The organism is Humibacter sp. (genome assembly GCF_051954055.1).
In the GTDB taxonomy this organism is placed as follows: Bacteria; Actinomycetota; Actinomycetes; order Actinomycetales; family Microbacteriaceae; genus Humibacter.
Genome location: NZ_JBQCIE010000060.1, coordinates 1 through 22,764, shown reverse-complemented (window position 1 = coordinate 22,764; position 22,764 = coordinate 1). Strand labels below are relative to the sequence as shown.

The following is a 22,764-nucleotide window of genomic DNA, read 5'->3' as shown; positions in this document are numbered from 1 at the left end:
AGGTCGCCATGGAAATCAACATCTTCGGACTCGGCGTGGGCATCACCGATCGCTTCCGCGAATATGCGACGGAGAAGGCTGCCAAGGTCGGCTCGCTCGCCGAGCGAGCTCTCTCGCTGGAGATCAAGGTCTCCCGCCACAACGAGAAGTCCGGAGGTCAGAACGGCGACGACCGAGTCGAGCTGACCCTCGTCGGCCCTGGGCCCGTCGTTCGCGCCGAGGCCACAGCCGCCGACAAGTACGCGGCGTTCGACCTGGCGATCGGGCGATTGCTGGAGCGCGTGAGGCGCGCCAAGGATCGCCGAAAGATCCACCGCGGCCTGCACAGACCGCCATCGGTGCGCGAGGCCTCAACGGTGGGCCTGGGGCGGGTGGATGTCACGCCGGCCCCGGTCACTGTGCTCGAGCAGGTGCGCACCGGCGCCGTTCCCGTGGTGGAGGAGGCAGCAGCGGCGGAGGAAGCCGACGAGTACTGCCCCGTGGTCATCCGCAAGAAGGTGTTCGCCTCGGTTCCCATGTCGGTCGACGACGCGCTCTACTACATGGAGCTCGTCGGCCACGACTTCTACCTCTTCATCGAGGAGGAGTCAGGACGCCCGTCCGTCGTGTACCGGCGCAAGGGCTGGGACTACGGCGTGATCGCGCTCGACGAGAACGCGGACGAGCTGCAGGAGGTGGCCACCGCCTCGCGCAAGCTGGGCCGCGTCTGATCGCGCAACTATCGCCGGCCCCGTAGCCGGTGAAGCCGGCGTATCGAAACCCCCAGCCCGACAGCGGTGCTGGTTTCGATAAGCGGCTTCGCCGCTACGGGGCCGGCGATATCGTTGCGGCGAACCTCCAGCGACCGCCCAGAGGGCATCCGGCATCGCCAGGTCACAGCCCGGTAACATGAGTGGCGTTGCCGTCCGGTGGGCCGGCACCGTCAACCCGGGACGACGGATGCCCTTGAGCGGCATTCCCCCCGAAAACACTTGGAGTGCATCAGTGGCCTCAGTTCTCGAAAAGGTGCTGCGTGTCGGCGAGGGCCGCACGCTCAAGCGGCTCGAGGCGTACGCCCGCGCCGTTAACGCGCTCGAGGAAGACTTCCAAGCCCTCACCGACGAGGACCTGCGCCACGAGACCGTCGAGCTGCGCGAGCGGTACGGCAACGGCGAGTCGCTCGACGACCTGCTGCCCGAGGCCTTCGCCGCCGTGCGCGAGGCAGCAGTGCGAACGCTCGGCATGCGGCACTTCGACGTGCAGATCATGGGCGGCGCTGCCCTGCACCTCGGCAACATCGCCGAGATGAAGACCGGTGAAGGAAAGACGCTCGTCGCCACGACGGCCGCCTACCTCAACGCCATCGCCAGCCGCGGCGTGCACATCGTCACGACGAACGACTACCTGGCCAGCTACCAGGGCGAGCTGATGGGCCGCGTGTTCCGCGCCCTCGGCATGACCACCGGCGTGATCCTGGCGGGGCAGACGCCCGACGAGCGCCGCGAGCAGTACCTCGCCGACATCACGTACGGCACGAACAATGAGTTCGGGTTCGACTACCTGCGCGACAACATGGCGTGGCAGGCATCCGACATGGTGCAGCGCGGCCACTTCTTCGCCATCGTCGACGAGGTCGACTCGATCCTCATCGACGAGGCGCGCACGCCGCTCATCATCTCCGGCCCGTCCAGCGGCGAGGCCAACAGGTGGTTCAACGAGTTCGCCAGGCTCGCGACCCGTCTGCAGCCGGAGGTCGACTACGAGGTCGACGAGAAGAAGCGCACGGTCGGCGTGCTCGAGCCGGGCATCGAGAAGGTCGAGGACTACCTCGGCATCGACAACCTCTACGAGTCGGCCAACACGCCGCTCATCTCGTTCCTCAACAACGCGATCAAGGCGAACGCGCTGTTCAAGCGCGACAAGGACTACGTCGTGATGAACGACGAAGTGCTGATCGTCGACGAGCACACCGGCCGCATCCTGGTCGGTCGGCGCTACAACGAGGGCATCCACCAGGCCATCGAGGCCAAGGAGGGCGTGCCGGTCAAGGCGGAGAACCAGACGCTCGCCACGGTGACGCTGCAGAACTACTTCCGTCTCTACAAGAAGCTGTCCGGCATGACGGGTACCGCCGAGACCGAGGCCGCGGAGTTCATGTCGACGTACAAGATCGGTGTGGTCCCGATCCCGACGAACAAGCCGATGATCCGCAAGGACATGCCCGACCTCGTCTACAAGAACGAGGAGGCCAAGTTCAATCAGGTGGCCGAGGACATCCTCGAGCGCAACAAGAAGGGTCAGCCGGTTCTCGTCGGCACGACGAGCGTCGAGAAGAGCGAGTACCTCTCGCGCCTGTTGGCCAAGAAGGGCGTGCGGCACGAGGTGCTGAACGCGAAGAACCACGCTCGTGAGGCCGCGATCGTCGCCCAGGCAGGGCGGCTCGGAGCGGTGACGGTCGCCACGAACATGGCCGGCCGCGGAACCGACATCATGCTCGGCGGCAACGCCGAGTTCATCGCGGTGGCCGAGATGAACGCCCGCGGGCTCAACCCGGTGGAGACTCCCGAGGAGTACGAGGCGGAGTGGGATGCCGTCTTCGAGCGGGTCAAAGAGACTGTCGCCGAAGAGGCCGAGAAGGTCATCGAGGTCGGCGGGCTCTACGTGCTCGGGACCGAGCGTCACGAATCCCGGCGCATCGACAACCAGCTGCGTGGACGTTCCGGACGCCAGGGCGACCCCGGCGAGAGCCGCTTCTATCTCTCGCTCACGGACGATCTCATGCGGCTGTTCAACGCCGGTGCCGCCGAGAGCCTGATGGGCCGCAGCAACGTGCCAGACGATCTGGCGATCGAGTCCAAGGTGGTGAGTCGCGCCATCCGCTCCGCCCAGGCGCAGGTGGAGGCGCGCAACGCCGAGATCCGCAAGAACGTGCTGAAGTACGACGACGTGCTCAATCGTCAGCGCGAGGCGATCTACAACGACCGTCGGCACATCCTCGAGGGCGACGACCTGCACGAGCGGGTGCAGCAGTTCCTCGAAGACGTGATCACCGAGGTCATCGACCAGCACACCGCAGAGGCCAACGCCGATGACTGGGACTTCGACGCGCTCTGGGCCGACCTCAAGGTGCTCTACCCGGTGGGCATCACCATCGACGAGGTCATCGCCGAGGTGGGCAACAAGGGCAGGGTCAACCGCGAGTACATGAAGCGCGAGGTGCTCTCGGATGCCCGGCTCGCGTACCAGCGCCGCGAGGAGCAGCTCGGTTCCCCGGCCATGCGCGAGCTCGAGCGCCGGGTCGTTCTGTCCGTGATCGACCGCCGCTGGCGCGACCACCTGTACGAGATGGACTACCTGAAGGACGGCATCGGTCTGCGCGCCATGGCCCAGCGCGACCCGCTGGTGGAGTACCAGCGCGAGGGCTTCGCCATGTACCAGCAGATGATGGGTGCGATCCGCGAGGAATCGGTCGGGTTCCTGTTCAACCTCGAGGTCGAGGTGACGCAGGCAGCGGGCGAGGTCACCGAGGTGGAGGCCAAGGGGCTGGCGCCTGCCGCCAACGAGCAGCAGCGTCTCAGCTACTCCGCTCCGAGCGACGACGGCAGCGTCGAAGTGCGCAACCAGCGCGGGCAGGTCGAACGCGCAGCCACCGAGCGCGCGGAGCGGGCTCGTCGCCGTCAGCTCGCCGCCCAGGAGGAGGCCGTCGCCGAGCAACAGCAGCAGAGCGCCTCACGGGGGGCGTTCGGCCAGCGTGCCGAACCGGAGGCCGAGCCGATGAACCGTGCGGAGCGTCGCGCCCAGGAGCGTCGCCGCCGCTGACGGCTTGCCTCGGTTGCCGCGCCAGGGGGCTTCGGCTCAGAGCACGCTGATGGCTGAGGCGCGCCAGCGCCTGTCCAGACCTTCGAGGCGGATGGCCACGGCGCGCACCCTGACCGGATTGCGCACGACGACGGTCGCCTCGACCACGCCGTCGCGCGGCTCGCTGATGTGCGTGCTCAGCACGCTGAGCGCTGGGCGCACCGCCTTCAGGCCCTTCACCCGTCGCGCCCGCTCGGCGAGAACAGTGCGGTGCAAGAGCGTCGCATACACCTCGTCGGTGACCCAGCGGTTCAGCTGCTCCAGTTCACGCGCCCCGGCCAGCACCTCGAGGATGCATCGTGCCAGGTTCGTCAGCAGCGGCTCGGGATCGGGCAGCTCCGCTCGACGCGAGGGTTGAGCCATGAAGAAGTCGTCGCCTAGCCCGTGGCTGAGCGGCACCCGAGGATGCGACGCCGCGCCGTCTGACGCCTGTCGCGCGTTCTCGGACGGGTCGTGCGACGGAAGCGGCAGCGTTGCCTGGCTCATCGGTACTCCCTGCGGTCGGGTGCCTCGGCGGTTCACGAAGGCAGGAGTGACGACGCTTCGGATGCGCCAGAACCCCCGCCTTCGGGGGTGTTTGGCATGTCACTCAACCAGTGGCCAGACAATTCGGTCCACGGCGTTCGTGCCCTGTTGATAATCCCTTCGCGCGCGGCGCCAGGAGCACTACGTTGGCTTCTCATGCGCTGGGACAACCTGTTCGACGACCTGGAGAGTCAGCTCGAACACGAACTCGGCGTCGAGGACCTCGAGCTCCGCGTTGAAGAGGAACGGCTACGGCTCGGACGGCTCTCGCTACGCAACCGGATGCGCGCGGCATCCGAAGTCGACAAGGGGCGACGTGCTGCTCCGTTGCGCCTCTGGTTGGTGGACGGAAGCACCCTCCGCCTGCTCCCGGTGACATTCGGCCGGGACTGGGTCTCCGGCGACCTCGTGGCGGATGAGCGCGAGGAGATGGGCGCACATCGGGCATCCATTCGCGCGCTGGTGCCACTGGACGCCATCGCCTCGGTCGGTCTGGACGATGCACAGCTCGCCGACAGCCTGCACGCGGAGCCGGATCCGGATGCGTCGCGCACGCCGGATGCCGCGCCGCGCCTCATCGACAGGCTCGGCCTCGCGTTCGCGTTGCGCGACCTCGCGAGGCGACGCAGCCCGCTCACGGTCACGACCCGGTCGGGTGTGCTGCACGGCACGATCGACCGAGTGGCGAGGGACCACTTCGACCTCGCGCTGCACGACCCCGGGTCGCCGCGGCGGCCCAGCAACGTGCGCGGCACCCGGATCGTGCCCATGGCGTCGTTGATCCTCGTACGGGTCTGAGCGTCGTCCTCAGCGCGCGGCTCGAGGCGCGGTCAGTCCCGGTCGGGCCAGATGACCCGGCCTCCGGAAAGTTCGGGGATCGAGGCCAGATCCGACTGCTCCCACAGCGCGCGCCTGCGCGTCTCCTCGTACATCGCCGTGATGTACGCCTCGAGCTGGATTCGCTCGATGCGCCACGCTCCTGGTCGCCCCACACGGATGGCCGGCAGTTCGCCGGTCTCGATCAGACCGACGACGTCGCCCGGCGTCACCTTGAGCAGTTCGGCGGCGTCGCCGACCGTCAGGAAGCGCGTCACATCATCCGATCGGTCGGCGGTCATGCCTTCGATTATGGCGGGAGCGGCTTTGTCGCCCCGACGGTGTGGATAACTTTCCTACGACTTGTCCAGGATCGGCACGATGGACTCACGCGCTGCCGCAGAAACACGGCCGGGACGGCTGAGAAGACGTTCAGGGTTACGGGAGTCGGCAGGTGGGAAACGTGTGGAAGCGGCCGGGTGGCGCGCGAGTGGAAACGAGAAGTGGAAGCGGGGAGGGCGCATGGGCGCAGCAGCGGACGGCAAGCCCAGGAGGTTCTGGTTCGACCCCAGGTTCGCGGTGGGCATCCTGCTCATCGTCGCGTCGGTCGTGGGCGTCTGCGTGCTGCTGAGCGCGCAGAACCGCAGTGTGCAGGTGTACGTGGCTCGCACCACGCTCGTGGCAGGCGACCGGGTGTCGCCGGGCGATGTGGAGCTCGTCAGCGTGCGCGTGCCGCAGTCGGACCGCTATCTGGCTGCGGGCGGACTGCAGCCCGACGAGGTGGTGGTGCGCTCGGTGCCGAAGGGTGAGCTCGTACCGGCGTCCGCGCTCAGCGGCGCGTCGGACGCCTCGCTCACGAGCGTGGTGGTGAAGGCATCCGGGCCGGTATCGGCGGCGGTCGCCGCGGGCACGACCGCGGATGTCTGGGCCGCGCACCCCGCGAACGACAAGAACTACAAGCCACCGGCCGTGCTCGTCTCCGGCGCCGTCGTGGTCTCGATCGTGCACGACGAAGCCCTCGTCGCCGATCGCGGCTCCGTGTCCGTCGAGCTTCGTGTGCCCGCCGCCAGGGTGGCGACGGTTCTGCAGGCGATCGCGGACGGACAGGTGATCTCGGTAGTGCCGGCGAGCCCGGATGCTGCGGCGTCCCGCTCCGCGCCGCAGACATCCAGCACGCCTGCACCCACCGGCACCGGAGATGTCGCCGATCCCGCCGCTCCTGCGCGAGGTGACGGATGACCGCCATCGCGCTCTGCCTCGACAGGCGCACCCAGGAGCGCGTGAACGCAGAGGCGACGGCATCCGGTCACCTCGTGACCGTGCGCACCACGGCAGGCCGGGAGTTGGTCGCGGCCCTTGCCGCGCGTGACGTCGATGTCGCCGTCGTCGGAGCCGGGCGCGGGCGCCTCTCGGCCGAGGTGGTCGCCGCGTGCGATCGCGGCGGCATCCGGCTCGTCGTTCTGGCGGCGGGGGAGTCCGAGCGACGGCACGCCCTCGCGCTGGGCGTGTACGACTCGCTGGATGCGACGGCCGACTGGACCGAACTGGAGCCGAGCCTTCGCGGCGTGCGCGCCATTCCGTCCCGCGCCGGCGGCCCCCTCGGCCGAGAGGATGCCTCGCGCGTCATCGCCGTCTGGGGACCGCCCGGAGCGCCGGGGCGCACGTCGGTCGCCATCGCGATCGCTGCCGAGCTCGCGGCGCTCGGGCACAGCGTGGCGCTCGCCGACGCCGACCCCTACGGCGGGGCGACGGCTCCGGCGCTCGGTCTGCTCGACGAGGCGCCGGGATTCGCCGCCGCCTGTCGCCTCGCGGCATCCGACTCGCTCACTCACGACGAGCTGGTCCGCGTCGCTCAGCGCTACGCCAGTCCGCGTGGGGCGTTCTGGGTGCTCACCGGCATCGGCCGTGCCACTCGCTGGCCGGAGCTGACATCGGAGCGGGTGGAGCGAGTGCTCGCCCAGTGCCGCAGCTGGGTGGACTACACCGTGGTCGACGTGGGGTTCAACCTCGAGACCGACGAGGAGATCACCAGCGACATGTTCGCACCGCGACGCAATGCGGCGACGCTGGCCGCGTTGCACGGCGCGGACGACGTGATCGCGGTGGGCCTCGCGGATCCGGTGGGTCTTTCCCGGTTTCTCCGCTCGTTCGGCGACCTCGTCGAAGCGGCACCGGAGCCGCCGCCGCACGTGCTCGTGAACCGGGTGCGGGCATCCGCCGTGGGAGCCAATCCGTTCGCTCAGGTCGCCTCGACGCTGCTGCGGTTCGGCGGCCTGGAGCCGGCCGCACTGATCCCGGACGATCCGGCCGGCTTCGACCTCGCCGTGCTCACCGGACGCACGCTGCGGGATGCGTCGCCCAAGTCGCCCGCGCGGGCCGCCCTGCGCAGATTCGTCGAGCGCGAGCTCGCGCCGGAGCCAGAACCGCAGCACGGCCGACGGCGTCGCGCCGCGCGGCCGCGTCCTGTCTCCGAACCTGCGTAAATGCGAGGGTCGCGGCGCCATAAACTGAAGCGATGTCCACGCTCAGTGATCTCGTCGTCGCGCACGGCCGTTCGACACCAGAAGACATCGAATGGCTGCACCTGCTCGTCGGCGACTGCCAACTGCTGGCCGACCTGGCGTTCGCGGACATCGTGCTCTGGGTGCCCACCGACGACGGGTTCATCGCCGTCGCGCACTCCCGCCCCTCGAGTGCCGCCACGCTGTTCTATCGCGACTTCGTCGGCCAACCGATCCGCGCGGAATGGCGGGGGCTGGCCACCGAGGCGTTCGAGGCGGGCGCGATCGTGGACTCGCACGCCCCGGACTGGTACGAGGAGATGCCGACCCGAGTGCGTGCGATCCCGGTGTTCCGTCGGGTGTCGGCATCCAGTGCGCAGGTCGTGCCCACCCCGATCGCCGTCATGACGAGGCACACCAATCTCAGCGAGGCCCGCACGCCCAGCCGGCAGGAGCTGACGTTCAACGCGTGCGCGAACGACCTCTTCGGCATGATCGCCACCGGCGACTTTCCGGATCTGGGCGCACCTGCCGGTCCTCGAAGGGGCGCGCCCCGGGCATCCGACGGGCTCATCCGCCTCGATGTGGACGGCGTGACGACCTTCGCCAGCCCCAACGCGCTCTCCGCGTTCAACCGCATGGGTTTCACCGAGGAGCTCGAGGGCGAGTCGCTGGCCGAGGTGACGACCAGGCTCCTCACCGGCAACTCCGTCGTCGACGAGTCGCTGCCGCTCGTCGTGACCGGACGCGCACCGTGGCGCACCGACATCGAGGCGCGCGGGGTGACGGTGTCGCTGCGCACCATCCCGATCCGCACGCACGGCGAACGAACCGGCGCGATCGTGCTGTGCCGCGACGTGACGGAGATGCGGCACCAGGAGCAGGAGCTCATCACCAAGGACGCGACGATCCGCGAGATCCACCACCGGGTGAAGAACAATCTGCAGACGGTGGCGTCGCTGCTGCGCATCCAGGCCAGGCGCACGCACTCCGAGGAGGCACGGGATGCCCTCGGTCAGGCGATGCGCCGCGTCTCGGCGATCGCGGTCGTGCACGACACGCTCTCCGAGGGTCTCGCCCAGATCGTGGACTTCGACGACGTGTTCGACCGGGTGCTGCTGCTCGTCGCGGAGGTGGCGAGCACGCACAACACGACGGTGCATCCGAAGTCGTCTGGCAGCTTCGGTGAGCTGCCCAGCGAGTACGCGACCCCGCTGGCGCTGGCGCTCACCGAGCTGGTGACGAACGCCGTCGAGCATGGTCTTGCAGGCCGCTCAGGCGAGGTGGAGATCATTGCTCACCGGTCGCCGGAGACTCTCACCGTGAAGGTGAAGGACAACGGCTCCGGCTTGCCCGAGGGCAAGGTCGGCGACGGACTCGGAACGCAGATCGTCCGCACGCTCATTCAGGGTGAGCTGAGCGGAACGATCGACTGGCACACCATGGTGGGCACGGGTACCGAGGTGACGATCGAGGTGCCGCTGCGCTACCTGCGCAAGGCGTAACAGCGCGTCAGGAAGCGCGGCGTGCGCGCGCTCAGGAAGCGCGGCGTGCGCGCGCGGCGCGTCGTTTCAGAGCGCGGCGCTCGTCTTCGGAGAGACCGCCCCACACGCCCGAGTCCTGGCCGGTCTCCAGGGCGTACTGCAGGCAGGTCTCTGTCACGGTGCACCGGGCGCAGACGGCCTTCGCCTTTTCGATCTGCTCGACAGCCGGTCCCGTGTTGCCCACCGGGAAGAAGAGTTCCGGGTCGGCTGTCAGGCAGGCGGCTTTGTCGCGCCAATCCATAGGGGGTGCTCCTTAAATAGCGTGCGTCGTGTGACGCCCGGGCATGACCGAATGGTCATGAATTCGGGTAAGCGACGAGTCAGGGTGATGATCTTGGCGGACCCCGTACCGACGGGCTCGGTTCCTGGTGGACCCTTGTACCTGGTGGACTGTGTTCCTCTTCAGATGGACACCTGCCCACCACCCTGTGAGCGACAACTCGACCAAGAAATGCTCGCATACTGGTAGTGGCAAATCAAGAGTTTCGATTGGGATAACGCTGTGAACACAGACCGGAAACAATCGCCCGATATCGGCGTTGACCGGCCCGAAAAGTCGTTTCCGGCGTTGCTCGGATGCCTCGTCGCACTTCTTGCGCTCGAGTCTCTCGCGGTCATCGCGCTCGTGATCTGGCTCGCGGTGCAGGCCGCAGAGGCCACGGCATCCGATGTCGCGAGCGGAATCGCGCTGCTCATCATCGCTGCGCTCTGTGCCCTGTGGCTGGTGCTGACGACCGTCGCGGCGGCGCGCAGGAGGTCGTGGATGCGGGCATCCACGATCACCTGGCACCTGCTCGTGCTCGCGATCGCGGTCGGATGTTTCACCGGCGTCACAGCGGTGCCGCAGGCGGGCTGGGGGCTTCTGGTGATCGCCGCGGTCGGCATCGGCCTGGTGGTCGCACCACAGGTCACAAGGGTGACCGCGCGCGAGACGGCGCCGGCCGAGGGCGACCCCGCAACCGGGTCCGACCCTAAGAACGGCTGACGGCCCGGCCGATCAGGCGGCGAGCCCGAGCTTCTTCCGCAGCGACGCGACGTGGCCGGTGGCCTTCACGTTGTAGAGCGCGAGGCGGATGCTGCCGTCCTCGTTCACCACGAATGTGGACCTGAGCACGCCCGTGACGACCTTGCCGTAGAGCGACTTCTCGCCGTAGGCGCCGTACAGCTTGTGCACCGTGAGGTCGGGGTCCGACAGCAGCGGGAAGTTGAGGTTGTCACGATCGCGGAACTTCGCGAGCGTGGCCGGGTCGTCCTTCGAGATGCCCAGCACCTGGTAGCCGGCCGCCGCGAGCGAGTTCAGGTTGTCGCGGAAGTCGCACGCCTCCTTGGTGCAGCCCGGCGTCATCGCGGCCGGGTAGAAGTAGACGACGACGTTCCGGCCCGCGTAGTCGTGCAACGACACCTCGGCGCCGTCCTGATCGACAAGCGTGAAGTCCGGTGCCGTGTCGCCGGCGGCGAGTCGGGGAGTAGGGGTGGTGGAAGCGTCGCTCATGCTTTTCACGGTATCAACGCCCGCTCAGCCTGACGGCGAGAACCGTGTCGACCGGGTCGGGCAGCGGATAGGTGGATGTCTGATCCGGCCCGAACGCGACGAGCGCGTTCTCGTTGAGTTCCGGCGAGTGCCAGCCGCCCGCCAACGGCAGGTCGGTTCCGTCGGCGACCAGACGGATGTCCGCCACCTGGTCGGGACGCAGCGGCGTGAGCGCGAGCGGCCCGACGGGCGCCTCGAGCACGTGCGCGTACACGGTGTCGCCGTGTTGCGTGTAGCGGCCCCATTCCGGCTTGGGCAGCGTGCTGGCGCCCGCGCCGTAGACGCTCTCACCGTTGTCACGCAGCCACGCGCCGACCTCACGCAGGATGTCGACGGCCGGCTGCGGGAACCGGCCATGGGCATCCGGCCCGACGTTCAGCAGCAGGTTCCCGCCCTTCGAGACGCACTCCACGAGCTTGCGCACGACCAGCTCGGACGGCTTCCAGAGCATGTCGAACGCGTTGTACCCCCAGTGGTTGTTGAGCGTGATGCACGCCTCCCACGGAACGGGCTCGCCGCTCTCGGTGCGCACACCCTCGGTCGGGATGATCTGCTCCGGCGACGCGAAGTCCCCGCTGAACGGCGTCGGAGCATCCGTGACGATGCTGCCCTTCTGCGCTCCGGATGCCTCCAGCCGGTTGTCCACGATCACATTCGGCTGCAGCTCGCGCACCATGTCGACGAGCTCGGTCGCCCGCCACTTCTCGGCCGTCAGGTCGTCGTAGGAGAAGTCGAACCACAGGATGTCCAGCTGCCCGTACCTCGTGCACAGCTCACGCACCTGCCCGTGCAGGTACTCGAGGTAGCGGTCGAAGTCGTGCGTGCGGTCCTTCCATGCGACCTCGTCGCGCATCGGGTGGTACGCGTCGCCGTACGCCGGGTAGTCGGGGTGGTGCCAGTCCAGCAGTGAGTAGTAGAGGCCCACCTTGAGCCCGCGCGAGCGGAACGCGTCGAGGAACTCGGCCACGACGTCGCGACCGAGCCCGTTGTGCATGGTGCTGTAGTCGGTGAGCTTCGAGTCGAACAGGCAGAACCCGTCGTGGTGCTTCGCCGTGAGCACGGCGTACTTCATGCCGGCGGCCACCGCGGCGTCCGCCCACGCGCCCGGGTCGAACGAGTCGGGCTGGAACGCGTCGACGTGCCGCTGATAGTCCTCCACGCTGATCCGCTCGAACGATCGCGCCCACTCGCCGCGCGCCGGTACGGCGTACGCACCCCAGTGGATGAACAGGCCGAAACGATCGTGACGGAACCACTCGGATCGAGCGAAGCGGTCGTGCATGGGCACTCCTCGTGCGGGGGATTGATCGGATGTTTAGACGTCAATCCTGTCATGTTCTCACGGCCGACGACAGTGAGAGTCGTCAGTCATCCGATGTGCAGCGGGATCAGTCAGCGGAACGTGGCGAGAAGGCGTTGCAGTGAGTCGAGGCGGGCGTGGCCACGCTCGCCGAGCTCGCCGGCATCAACCGCCTCGATGATCGCGCAGTCCGGTGCGTCGGGCAGATGGGTGCAGCCGCGCGGGCAGTTCTCGGCGATCGCCGCGAGGTCGGTGAACGCGCGCAGGATGTTGGCAGGGTCGACGTGTCCCAGCCCGAACGAGCGCACGCCGGGGGTGTCGATGATCCAGCCGTCGCCGTAGGGGGAGCGCAGCCGCAGTGACACCGTCGACGACGACGTGTGCCTGCCGCGCCCGGTGACCTCGTTCACGTGACCGGTGGCGCGATCCGCCCCGGGCACGAGCGCGTTCACGAGCGTCGACTTGCCAACGCCCGAGTGCCCAACCGCGACCGTGTCGTGGCCGGCCAGCGCGTGGAACAGCTCGTCGAGCGGGATGCCGGCACGGGCATCCTGTGCAAGCGTGGTGCTCAGGAACACGGGCAGGTCCAGCCCCGCGAAGTTCGCCAGGAACGGCCCTGGATCGGCCAGATCGGTCTTGGTCACGCACAGCAGGGGCTCGATACCTGCGTCGTACGCAGCCACGAGGTAGCGGTCGACCAGGCGGGTGCGTGGCTCCGGATTGGCCGCGGCCACCACGATGAGCATCTGATCGGCGTTGGCGACGATGACGCGCTCGACGGCATCCGTGTCGTCGGCGCTGCGGCGCAGCAGCGTGCTGCGGTCACGGATGCGCACGATGCGCGCGAGCGTTCCCTCCTCACCGCTCGTGTCGCCGACCAGGTCGACGCGGTCCCCGGTGACGACCGCCTGCTTCCGCAGCTCGCTCGCCCTGGCGGCGATCGCCTCGTGCTCGCCCGTCGTGTTCTCGTCGACGAGCACGGCGTAGCGGCCCCGGTCGACCCCCAGCACCCGGCCCACGACCGCGTCCTCGTGCTCCGGCCGGGTCTTCGTGCGCGGACGGCTGCCTTTCGGGTTCGGTCGCACACGCACTGACGACTCGTCGTACTCGCCGTACGGTTCATCCTCGTCGTCGTCGGTGTCCCACCAGCTCACGCGGCCTGTGCTCCGCTCACGTCGTCGCCAACCGGGCGTGGGAGACGGCGGCGTGGCCGACCATCGACTGCCACAGCTCCGTGAACTGCGGAAGCGTCTTGTGCGTCGCCTCGACGTTCTCGATCTGGATGCCCGGCACGGCCAGCCCAATCAGCGCGCCGCTGGTCGACATGCGGTGGTCCTCGTAGCTGTGCCAGACGCCGCCGTGCAGGGGGCGTGGCGTGATCCGCAGCCCGTCGTCCAGTTCGTCGACCTCACCGCCGAGCGCCCGAATCTCGGTGGCAAGGGCGGCGAGCCGGTCCGTCTCGTGGTGACGGATGTGCCCGATCCCGGTGATGGTGCTGGGGGAGTCCGCGAGGGCGGCCAGCGCGGCGACGGTCGGCGCGAGCTCGCCGCCGGTCGTGAGGTCGAGGTCGACACCGCGGATGCCGTCGCCGCCGCGCACGGTCAGGTCGCCCTCCGCACGCTCCACAGTGGCGCCGAAAGCGGGAAGGATGCCCGCGAGGTCGGCGCCCACCTGTGTCGTGGCATCCGGCCAGCCCGTCACCGTGACGCTGCCGCCGGTCACGAGAGCGGCGGCGAGGAACGGCGCGGCGTTGGAGAGGTCGGGCTCGATGTCGACATCGCGGCCGCCGATGGAACCCCGCTCCACGACCCATTCGCCGATGCGCGGGCTCTGCACCGTCACCCCGCGGCGGGCGAGCGCATCGATCGTCATCTCGATGTGCGGTAGGCTCGGCAGCCGATCGCCGACGTGGGTGAGGCGGAGCCCTTCGTCGAATCGGGCCGCCGACAGCAGCAGCGCCGAGACGAACTGGCTCGATGCCGACGCATCGATCTCGATCGCGCCGCCGATCACGCGGCCCGTACCGTGCACAGTGAACGGGAGCCCGCCGCGGCCGTCGTCGTCGATGTCGACGCCGAGGGCATGCAGCGCCGCGACGATGCCGCCCATCGGGCGTCCCCGCGCGGAATCGTCGGCGTCGAACGTGGTGGGACCGAGCGCCAGCGCCGCGACGGGCGGCACGAAGCGCATAACCGTGCCCGCCTGCCCGCAGTCGATCGTGGTGCTCCCGGTCAGTTCGCCCGGTGTGACGAGAAGGTCCGGGCCGAATCGTCCTGCGCCGTCCCGCTCCTCGATCCGAGTGCCGAGAGCCCGCAGAGCCGCGATCATGTTCGCGCTGTCTCTGGAGTGCAGCGGGGCACGCAGCAGCGACGGGGCATCCGCAAGGGCCGCCAGCACGAGCTCGCGGTTCGTGATGGACTTCGAGCCGGGCAGCGCAAGGCGCGCTTGCAGGGGGCCGGCTGCCGTGGGCGCCGGCCAGAGCGCATCCGGCTCCTCAGGCTTCTTGTCGCCGTAGGGGTCGAAGTCCGGCGCGGAATATTTCGAGATCAACATCGCTTGTCAAGAGTATCGATCGACCGGACGACACGGAGGTGAATGCACGGATGGCCCAGGCGCTGCTCGAAGCCCCGCTGACGACCCCGTCGCTCCGATCCGTCGCCCGTCAGCGCGGTCTTCGCACCGTGATGCCCGGCCTAGACTGGGCCGTGATGTCGACTCCACACGAGGAAAACACGCGCGACGAATCAGCCAAGGACGTCGGCGCCCTGTTCGAAGAGCAGGCGCTCCCGTTCATGGACCAGCTGTATGCGGCGGCGTTGCGCATGACGCGCAACCCGGCGGATGCCCAAGACCTCGTGCAGGAGACGTTCGTCAAGGCGTACGCGGCGTTCGGTCAGTTCAAGCAGGGCACCAACCTGAAGGCCTGGCTGTACCGCATCCTCACGAACACCTTCATCAACACGTACCGCAAGAAGCAGCGCGAGCCCTACCAGAACCCGATCGACGAGCTCGAGGACTGGCAGCTCGGCGGCGCTGCATCCGCCACGTCGGCGACATCCCGCTCGGCCGAGGCGGAGGCGATCGACCACCTCCCCGACTCCGACGTGAAGAACGCGCTGCAGGCCATCCCCGAGGACTTCCGCCTCGCGGTGTACCTCGCCGACGTCGAGGGCTTCTCCTACCAGGAGATCGCCGACATCATGAAGACCCCGATCGGCACCGTGATGAGCCGTCTGCACCGTGGCAGGCGGATGCTCCGGGAGCTGTTGACGGACTACGCGCACGAACGAGGCCTCAGCGCTGTCAGGGACACCCAGAAGGATGCCCAGCAGAAGGCCGACGCCGTGCAGAACACCGGGAGCACCACATGAGCGACTGCGGCTGCGAAAAGGCCAAGAAGGACATCGAGGAGTACCTGCACCACGAGTTGCAGGCCGACGATGCTGCGGACATCCGGGAGCACCTGGAGAACTGCAGCGACTGCCAGGGCGAGGTGCACGTCGGCATGGTGCTCACGGAAGTCGTGCAGCGGGCGTGCAAGGAGACGGCACCGGAACAGCTACGTGTTCAGGTGCTGGCGCGACTGCGGAGCATTCAGTCGACTCATTAAGCATCGGGCTCAGCTGTCCCTCGCCGAGAGACATGCCCCCGCGTCGCTTCGCGGCGCTCCTGCCAGACCCAATGCCAGTCTCTCGGCGAGGGACACCTGAGCCCTGAGCACATCCCACCGAAGGCTTGCTCGCCGTTCGGTTGAGGGAATGAGAAAAAGGAGGACCGCGACCATTCGGCGTGGTCCCCCTCTCTCTGTTGGCGGTGTTAGAGGGTGAGGGAGCGCTTGATCAGGTCGGACTGCTCCTGCGCGTGGCGCTTCGCCGAGCCGGTGGCCGGGGAAGCGGACGCCGCCCGCGAGAAGACGCCGAACGGCGGCAGGCCGGCCTTCGCGGCCGACAGCGCCATGTAGATCCACGCGCCCTGGTTCTCCGGCTCGTCCTGCAGCCAGAAGAACTCCGCGTTCGGATACGACGCCAGCACCGACTTCAGCTCGTCGCCCGGGAACGGGTAGTACTGCTCGACACGCACCAGCGCGACGCGGTCATCCGGATTCTTGTCGAGCTCCGCCTTGACGTCGTAGTAGACCTTGCCCGCCATGAGCAGCACGCGCTTCACAGCGTTCTTGTCGACATCGCGCGGGTCGTCGATCACCGGACGGAACGAGCCGGACGTGAACTCGGAAACGTCGCTCGTGGCTCCGCGCAGACGCAGCATCGCCTTCGGCGTGAACACGATGAGCGGACGTCGCGGACGAGCGTATGCCTGCCGACGCAGCAGGTGGAAGTACGACGCCGGCGTCGAGGGACGGGCGACCGTCATGTTGTCCTCGGCGCACAGCTGAAGGTAGCGCTCGATGCGCGCCGACGAGTGGTCGGGGCCCTGGCCCTCGTAGCCGTGTGGGAGCAGCAGCACGAGCGACGAGCGCTGACCCCACTTCTGCTCGGCGGAGGAGAGGAACTCGTCGATCACCGTCTGGGCGCCGTTGGCGAAGTCGCCGAACTGCGCCTCCCAGGCGACAAGAGCATCCGGCCGCTCCACCGAGTAGCCGTACTCGAAGCCCATCGCCGCGTACTCGCTGAGCAGGGAGTCGTAGATCCAGAACTTCGCCTGGTTGTCGCTGAGGTTGGCCAGCGGCAGCCATTCCTGACCGTTCACCCGGTCGTGCAGAACCGCCTGGCGCTGCACGAACGTGCCACGGCGGGAGTCCTGACCGACGAGGCGTACCGGGGTGCCCTCCAGCAGCAGCGAGCCGAGCGCGAGCAGTTCGCCCATCGCCCAGTCGATGCCGCCGTTCTTCGTCATCTCGACGCGCTTGCCGAGAAGCTGCTTCAGCTTCGCGTGCACAGTGAAACCGGCCGGCGGGTTGTCGAACGCCTGCCCGATGGTCTGGATGACCGAGTCGGAGACCCCGGTCGTCGCGAGTTCGCCGCGCGGGGCATCCTGCTGCGCGTCCGGCCGCTCCAGGTCGTTGATGGCATCCGGGTCGCCGGAGACGACGGGGATGGACCCGGTCTGCGCGGCGTGGGTCTCGGCGAACGCACGCTCCAGGCGCTCCTGGAAGTCCTTGTGCGCCTGCTCGTACTCCTCCTCGGAGATGTCGCCGCGACCGACGAGAGCCTCGGTGTACAGGCGGCGCACTGAACGCTTCGCCTCGATGAGGTTGTACATCAGCGGCTGCGTCATCGACGGGTCGTCGCCCTCGTTGTGCCCGCGACGGCGGTAGCAGATGAGGTCGATGACGACGTCTTTCTTGAACTCCTGACGGAACTGGAAGGCCAGCTGGCCCACCCGCACGACGGCCTCGGGGTCGTCGCCGTTCACGTGGAAGATCGGCGCCTGGATCGCCTTCGCCACGTCGGTCGCGTACACCGAGGTACGGCCCTCGCTCGGCGGCGTGGTGAATCCGACCTGGTTGTTGATGTTGATGTGGATGGTGCCACCGGTGCGGTACGCCCGCAGCTGCGACATCTGCATCGTCTCGACGACGACGCCCTGTCCGGCCATCGCGGCATCGCCGTGGATGAGGATGGGCAGCGTCAGGAACGTGCCGGCCGGGCGGCGATCCTGCTTCGCGCGGGTGATGCCCTCCAGAACACCGTCGACCACCTCGAGGTGGGACGGGTTCGCGGCCAGGTACACGGCGATCTCCTCGCCGTTCGCACCCGTGAAGGTGCCCTCGGTGCCGAGGTGGTACTTCACGTCGCCCGAGCCGCCGACGGTGCGCGGGTCCTGGGCTCCCTCGAACTCGCGGAAGATCTGGCCGTAGGTCTTGCCCGCGATGTTCGTGAGCACGTTGAGACGGCCGCGGTGCGCCATGCCGATGGCCACCTCGTCGAGGCCGTCCTGCGCGGCCTCCTGCAGCACGGCATCCAGAAGCGCGATCGTCGACTCGCCGCCTTCGAGGCTGAACCGCTTCTGCCCGACGTACTTCGTCTGCAGGAACGTCTCGAACGCCTCGGCCTCGTTCAGCTTGCCCAGAATGCGCAGCTGCTCGTCGTGCGTCGGCTTCTCGTAGGGCACCTCGACGTGGTCCTGCACCCACTTGCGCTGGGCGGGGTCCTGGATGTGCATGTACTCGATGCCCACCGTGCGGCAGTACGAGTCGCGCAGCACGCCGAGGATGTCGCGCAGCAGCATCGTGCGCTTGTCGCCCCCGAATCGCCCGGTGACGAACTGGCGGTCGAGGTCCCAGAAGGTGAGGCCGTGAGTGGCGATGTCGAGGTCCGGATGGGTGCGCTGCTTGTACTCCAGCGGGTCGATGTCGGCCATCAGGTGGCCGCGCACCCGGAACGAGTTGATCAGCTCCTGCACGCGGGCGGTCTTGTCGACCGAACTGGCGAGGTCGACGCTGATGTCCTCGGCCCAGTGGATCGGGTCGTACGGGATGCGCAGCGCGGCGAAGATGTCCTCGTAGAAGTCGCGCTGGCCGATGAGCAGCTCGTGCACGACCTTGAGGAACTCGCCGGAGCCGGCGCCCTGGATGACGCGGTGGTCGTAGGTGCTGGTCAGCGTGATGGTCTTGCCGACACCGAGGGTGGTGAGCGTCTTCAGGGACGACCCCTGGAACTCCGCCGGGTACTCGAGGGCTCCCGCACCGATGATGCAGCCCTGGCCCTTCATCAGGCGCGGCACGGAGTGAACGGTGCCGATGCCGCCAGGGTTCGTGAGCGAGATGCTCGCGCCGCTGAAGTCATCCGCCGTCAGCTTGTTGGCCCTTGCGCGCTTCACCAGGTCTTCGTATGCGGCCAGGTACTCGCCGAACGTGAGCGACTCGGCGCGCTTGATCGCGGGAACGAGCAGGGCGCGAGAGCCGTCCGGCTTCGGGATGTCGATCGCGATGCCGAGCCCGATGTGCGCGGGGGAGACCACCGACGGCTTGCCGTCGACCACGTCGTAGTAGACGTTCTGGCTCGGGAAGTCCTTCAGCGCCTGGATGAGCGCCCAGCCGATCAGGTGCGTGAAGCTGACCTTGCCGCCGCGGGTGCGTCCGAGGTGGTTGTTGATGACGATGCGGTTGTCGATCATCAGCTTCGCCGGGATGGTACGAACGCTCGTCGCCGTCGGCACGGTGAGGCTGGCATCCATGTTGGTGGCCAGCGTCTTGGCCATGCCGCGAAGCGGGGTGACGACCGGCTTCGGCTCCTCAGGGGCCTTCTCGCCCTCGCGCACGACGCCCTGCGGAGCGGTGACGGGCGCGTCGGCCGGCACGGGAGCCGGGCGCGGTGCGACGGATGTCGTGCGGGCGACAGGCTGCGTCGCAGGCGCGGGCTCTGCCGCCCCGGCGGCCTGAGGCTGCGGTGCGGGCGGGGCTGCGGGAGCCTGCGGTGCCGCGGTCTGCTGCGGGGCGGGAGCCTGCGGGGCTGCGGCCTGCTGCGGAGCGGGGGCGGCGACCCTGGCTTCCGCCGATTCAGTGGTGCCGGCGGATTCCGCCGGAGGAGCGGCCGCGGCGGTCTTGCCGGGCGTGTAGGTCTCGAGAATGGGCCACCAGGACTTGTCCACCGAGTTCTTGTCGGCGATGTACTGCTCGTACAGCTCGTCGACGAGCCATTCATTGACTCCGAATTCTCCTGATGCTCCCTCGTCTGTTCCTACACCGGTCAACTGGCTCGACACAGCCGTTTCGCCCACTCTCTTCGTTGATGGCTATCTGCGCACGGAACGGAGGTCACTGAGGGCACAGGTGACGGCCGCTCCGGCCAGGGATCAAGCCTAATCGAATCGTCTCTGCGCCGCGTCTCGGCGCACGGTGCTTGACAGCCGACTGAGGCGAGAGCAGAGCGAGCTTGCTCGCTTTGCCGAGCCGATGAAGGCTGTTGAGCGGCGCAGCTGCGAGCACAGCCGACTGAGGCGAGAGCAGAGCGAGCTTGCTCGCTTTGCCGAGCCGATGGAGGCTGTTGAGCGGCGGAGCTGCGAACACAGCTGGCGTCGTCACGGTCCGCGCGGACGAGTGCGACCCGCTCGGGCACCTCGTAACGTTGGCTCCATGCAGTTCTATGGAACGGCGCCGACGCACGACCTGACCTACTCGGACGTGTTCCTGGTGCCCAGCCGCTCGAATGTGACAAGCCGCATGGATGTCTCGCTCGCGCCCGAGGACGGGACCGGCGCGAGCATCCCCATCGTCTCGGCGAACATGAACTCCGTAACGGGCCCGCGCCTGGCGGCCACCCTGGCCAGACGCGGCGCGCTCGGCGTGCTGCCGCAGGACATGCATCCGCAAGACCTGGAAGCGGCCATCGACTGGGTGAAGGCGCAGCCCACCGTCTTCGATTCGCCGTTCGCGATGAACCCCGACGAGACGGTCGAGCAGGCACTCACCGTCGTTCCGCCGCTGCCCGGCCACGGCATCGTTCTGCACGACGACACCGGCAAGTACATCGGATGCCTCGCCGCCCGCGACCTCGCTGGCGCGCTTCCCGACGCCCGGCTCGGCGAGCTGCTGCACGGGTCGCTTCCGTCGATCGACGCGGAGGATGTTCCGGATGCCCGTGCCGCCTTCGACCTGCTCGAAGCGGCCGATCTGGACTTCGCGCCCGTGCTCGATCACGGTCGTGTCGTCGGCACGCTCAGCAGGACGAGTGCGCTGCGCTCCACCATCTATCGGCCCGCGGTCGACGCGCACGGCAGGCTGCGCATCGCGGCCGCGATCGGCATCAACGGCGACGTCACCGGCCGGGCGCGGGCACTGGTGTCGTCGGGCGTCGATGTGCTGGTGCTCGATACGGCCCACGGCGACCAGGACGCGATGCGCCGGGCCATCCACGCGGTGGCGAGGCTGCGCCTCGGCGTTCCGATCGCTGCAGGCAACGTGGTGACAGACCAGGCAGTGCGCGACCTCGTCTCGGCGGGTGCGGACATCCTCAAGGTCGGCGTCGGGCCGGGCGCCATGTGCACCACCCGGATGATGACGGCGGTCGGGCGGCCGCAGTTCTCGGCCGTGCTCGAGACGTCCGAGACCGCGCGCGAGCTCGGAGCACACGTCTGGGCGGATGGCGGTGTGCGGTACCCGCGCGACGTGGCGCTCGCTCTGGCGGCGGGCGGGGCATCCGTCATGATCGGATCCTGGTTCGCCGGCACGGTCGAAGCGCCCGGACGCCTTCAGACCGATGAGACGGGCCGGCTCTACAAGGAGAGCTGGGGGATGGCATCCACCAAGGCGGTTCAGCAGCGCTTCGAGCGGCTCGACCCGTACGAGCGCGCCCGAAAGGAGCTGTTCGCGGAGGGCATCTCCAGCTCGCGCATCTACCTCGACCCGCTGCGTCCGTCGGTGGAGGACCTGCTCGACATGATCACGACCGGTCTGCGTAGCTCGTTCACTTACGCCGGGGCGCGGACGTTGAAGCAGTTCCATGACCGGGCGCTGGTGGGCATCCAGTCAGCGGCCGGCTATGAGGAGGGCAAGGCGCTCCCCGTCAGCTGGTAGGGGTGCCCGCCGCGTGCGGGCCTTCGCGCTACACGAATCGGCATCCGCCATAGGAATGTTCTGTGGCGGATGCCGATTCGTGTAGCGGATGCCGATACCTGTGGCGTTTCCACCCTCCGATTTCTGTGGCGCATGCCGGTACGTGTAGCGCCAAGCATCATCAGGGCCGCGGTTTGGACGAGCGAAGTCCGTCTTGGGTGAGGATGTCGTAGATGTCTCGCGGCCGGTCGGCATCCGTCGCCTCCCAACGGGAAAAGCCACGGACCTCTCGGCGGATTTCGTTCTCCCGGTTCTTTTCGTCGATGACGATCTGAGCGGGATCGCGCTCTGCTCCGAACTTGGGACTGAGATACTTGCCACGCCCGTCGATCTCGCACCAGTGGTCCTGCTCCTCGAAGTAGAGGTCGGCGATCGCGAGCCGACCACTGCGCAAGACGCGTGGATACTGCACGAGGGGTCGGGGAAACCCGAGAGACACCACGACGACGAAGTTCTGAGACTCACGCACGTTTGAGGACTCGGGGTTGGTGAATCCGAACACGCGGCGAGCCTTCGCGTCTCCTCGTCGCGGTCGACCGGCATCCAGAAGTCCGATGATCTCCGCGAGGGTTGTCAGCGGACCACCAGGTCGCCCGGTCCAGATCGCCTGGTCGACCGCCGTCACCGCGGCGACGAACGGCAGCGTGCGAGCCAGATCGAGTGCGGTCTGAGCCGGCGTGGTCACCTCGTGCTCGCCCAGCGGTTCTCGCTGAACCCCGGCGAGACCCGTCGCGTGCCGGCGAATAGCGCCCGTCGATCGACCACCTGACGCGTGATCCACGGTGACGTCGACGGATTCCGGCCACGTCCCCAGCACGTCGATGTCGTGGTGCGCCGCTGCAGCCAGATGAGAGACCACGGCACCTGGCTGGATGCGCCGCAGCGCTTCGGCCACGCGTACGCGGTGCTGCTCGATGGGACGTAGAGCCCGCCACTCGGCGGTGCGTGCGTAGCTGCCGGCGGACACACGAGACCACGCGCCGGACCCGATCGAGCGCCGGCGCCTGCGATCGTCCGTGAGGTCGAGCTGCTCGCACCGTCGCACGATGATGAAGGACGTTGAGTCGTCGCGGGACATGGTTGTCATGGTGTCCGGAGCGGACACGATTCCCTGCGGGACAGGGTTCCAATGTGGAAGCCGAACGACTTCCCATATCTGGGGACGGCGAGTGTGCTGCCGCCGGACGACTCGGCGC

Annotated in this window: 19 protein-coding genes; 10 read left to right on the top strand and 9 right to left on the bottom strand. The window is 68.2% G+C overall.

Annotated elements, in window-relative coordinates; all coding sequences use genetic code 11:
• Positions 1-8 precede the first annotated feature (8 nt).
• A complete protein-coding gene (gene hpf / locus ACTHNC_RS07595) occupies positions 9-710 on the top strand; it encodes a ribosome hibernation-promoting factor, HPF/YfiA family (RefSeq protein WP_440293991.1) in 702 nt (233 codons plus the stop codon).
• Between the two features lie 274 nt (positions 711-984).
• Entirely contained in the window at positions 985-3,798 is a 2,814-nt protein-coding gene (gene secA / locus ACTHNC_RS07590) for a preprotein translocase subunit SecA (protein ID WP_440293990.1), read from the top strand.
• Between the two features lie 36 nt (positions 3,799-3,834).
• On the opposite strand, the gene ACTHNC_RS07585 is transcribed toward secA, so the two are convergent.
• Positions 3,835-4,323 carry an Rv3235 family protein gene (locus ACTHNC_RS07585; RefSeq protein WP_440293989.1) on the bottom strand — a complete coding sequence of 163 codons (489 nt, stop codon included), beginning with the start codon at positions 4,321-4,323 and terminating at the stop codon, positions 3,835-3,837.
• A 195-nt stretch (positions 4,324-4,518) separates the two neighbouring features.
• On the opposite strand from ACTHNC_RS07585, the gene ACTHNC_RS07580 reads away from it, so the two are divergent.
• On the top strand, positions 4,519-5,160 hold the full coding sequence (locus tag ACTHNC_RS07580; protein ID WP_440293988.1) for a hypothetical protein: 642 nt from the start codon (positions 4,519-4,521) through the stop codon (positions 5,158-5,160).
• 32 nt (positions 5,161-5,192) lie between these two features.
• Here the strand turns inward: ACTHNC_RS07580 and ACTHNC_RS07575 are convergent, their stop codons facing one another.
• Positions 5,193-5,480 (bottom strand): helix-turn-helix domain-containing protein, encoded by a 288-nt coding sequence (locus tag ACTHNC_RS07575; protein ID WP_440293987.1) that lies wholly within the window; start codon positions 5,478-5,480, stop codon positions 5,193-5,195.
• Positions 5,481-5,700: 220 nt separating this feature from the next.
• On the opposite strand from ACTHNC_RS07575, the gene ACTHNC_RS07570 reads away from it, so the two are divergent.
• The 3 genes from ACTHNC_RS07570 to ACTHNC_RS07560 are packed head-to-tail and all read left to right on the top strand — an operon-like array spanning position 5,701 to position 9,184.
• Positions 5,701-6,417: a hypothetical protein gene (locus ACTHNC_RS07570; protein ID WP_440293986.1), complete on the top strand. Its 717-nt coding sequence runs from the start codon at positions 5,701-5,703 to the stop codon at positions 6,415-6,417.
• On the top strand, positions 6,414-7,661 hold the full coding sequence (locus ACTHNC_RS07565) for an AAA family ATPase (RefSeq protein WP_440293985.1): 1,248 nt from the start codon (positions 6,414-6,416) through the stop codon (positions 7,659-7,661). Before ACTHNC_RS07570 ends, ACTHNC_RS07565 begins: the two co-directional genes overlap by 4 nt.
• Before the next feature lie 32 nt (positions 7,662-7,693).
• Positions 7,694-9,184 carry a sensor histidine kinase gene (locus ACTHNC_RS07560; protein ID WP_440293984.1) on the top strand — a complete coding sequence of 497 codons (1,491 nt, stop codon included), beginning with the start codon at positions 7,694-7,696 and terminating at the stop codon, positions 9,182-9,184.
• Positions 9,185-9,215: 31 nt separating this feature from the next.
• On the opposite strand, the gene ACTHNC_RS07555 is transcribed toward ACTHNC_RS07560, so the two are convergent.
• Positions 9,216-9,464 carry a WhiB family transcriptional regulator gene (locus ACTHNC_RS07555; protein ID WP_146322482.1) on the bottom strand — a complete coding sequence of 83 codons (249 nt, stop codon included), beginning with the start codon at positions 9,462-9,464 and terminating at the stop codon, positions 9,216-9,218.
• Between the two features lie 261 nt (positions 9,465-9,725).
• Here ACTHNC_RS07555 and ACTHNC_RS07550 point away from each other — a divergent pair, with 261 nt between their 5' ends.
• A complete protein-coding gene (locus ACTHNC_RS07550) occupies positions 9,726-10,208 on the top strand; it encodes a hypothetical protein (protein ID WP_440293983.1) in 483 nt (160 codons plus the stop codon).
• A gap of 12 nt (positions 10,209-10,220) precedes the next feature.
• Here ACTHNC_RS07550 and bcp read toward each other — a convergent pair whose 3' ends face one another.
• The 4 genes from bcp to aroA all read right to left on the bottom strand — a co-directional run bounded on the left by bcp (position 10,221) and on the right by aroA (position 14,607).
• Entirely contained in the window at positions 10,221-10,715 is a 495-nt protein-coding gene (gene bcp, locus ACTHNC_RS07545; protein WP_440293982.1) for a thioredoxin-dependent thiol peroxidase, read from the bottom strand.
• 13 nt (positions 10,716-10,728) lie between these two features.
• Positions 10,729-12,036, bottom strand: coding sequence for an alpha-L-fucosidase (locus ACTHNC_RS07540; protein ID WP_440293981.1), 1,308 nt, complete (start codon positions 12,034-12,036; stop codon positions 10,729-10,731).
• A 110-nt stretch (positions 12,037-12,146) separates the two neighbouring features.
• Positions 12,147-13,208 carry a ribosome small subunit-dependent GTPase A gene (gene rsgA / locus ACTHNC_RS07535; protein WP_440293980.1) on the bottom strand — a complete coding sequence of 354 codons (1,062 nt, stop codon included), beginning with the start codon at positions 13,206-13,208 and terminating at the stop codon, positions 12,147-12,149.
• A gap of 16 nt (positions 13,209-13,224) precedes the next feature.
• Complete coding sequence (gene aroA / locus ACTHNC_RS07530) at positions 13,225-14,607, bottom strand: 3-phosphoshikimate 1-carboxyvinyltransferase (protein WP_440293979.1); 1,383 nt, start codon at positions 14,605-14,607, stop codon at positions 13,225-13,227.
• Between the two features lie 155 nt (positions 14,608-14,762).
• Here aroA and ACTHNC_RS07525 point away from each other — a divergent pair, with 155 nt between their 5' ends.
• On the top strand, positions 14,763-15,425 hold the full coding sequence (locus ACTHNC_RS07525; protein ID WP_440293978.1) for a sigma-70 family RNA polymerase sigma factor: 663 nt from the start codon (positions 14,763-14,765) through the stop codon (positions 15,423-15,425).
• Positions 15,422-15,664, top strand: a complete 243-nt coding sequence (rsrA, locus tag ACTHNC_RS07520; RefSeq protein WP_440293977.1) for a mycothiol system anti-sigma-R factor — start codon at positions 15,422-15,424, stop codon at positions 15,662-15,664. The genes ACTHNC_RS07525 and rsrA overlap by 4 nt, the downstream gene beginning before the upstream one ends.
• Positions 15,665-15,870: 206 nt before the next feature.
• On the opposite strand, the gene ACTHNC_RS07515 is transcribed toward rsrA, so the two are convergent.
• Positions 15,871-19,719, bottom strand: coding sequence for a multifunctional oxoglutarate decarboxylase/oxoglutarate dehydrogenase thiamine pyrophosphate-binding subunit/dihydrolipoyllysine-residue succinyltransferase subunit (locus ACTHNC_RS07515; protein ID WP_440294009.1), 3,849 nt, complete (start codon positions 19,717-19,719; stop codon positions 15,871-15,873).
• A gap of 370 nt (positions 19,720-20,089) precedes the next feature.
• On the opposite strand from ACTHNC_RS07515, the gene ACTHNC_RS07510 reads away from it, so the two are divergent.
• A complete protein-coding gene (locus ACTHNC_RS07510; protein ID WP_440293976.1) occupies positions 20,090-21,529 on the top strand; it encodes a GuaB1 family IMP dehydrogenase-related protein in 1,440 nt (479 codons plus the stop codon).
• 160 nt (positions 21,530-21,689) lie between these two features.
• On the opposite strand, the gene ACTHNC_RS07505 is transcribed toward ACTHNC_RS07510, so the two are convergent.
• A complete protein-coding gene (locus ACTHNC_RS07505) occupies positions 21,690-22,646 on the bottom strand; it encodes a hypothetical protein (RefSeq protein ID WP_440293975.1) in 957 nt (318 codons plus the stop codon).
• Positions 22,647-22,764 lie beyond the last annotated feature (118 nt).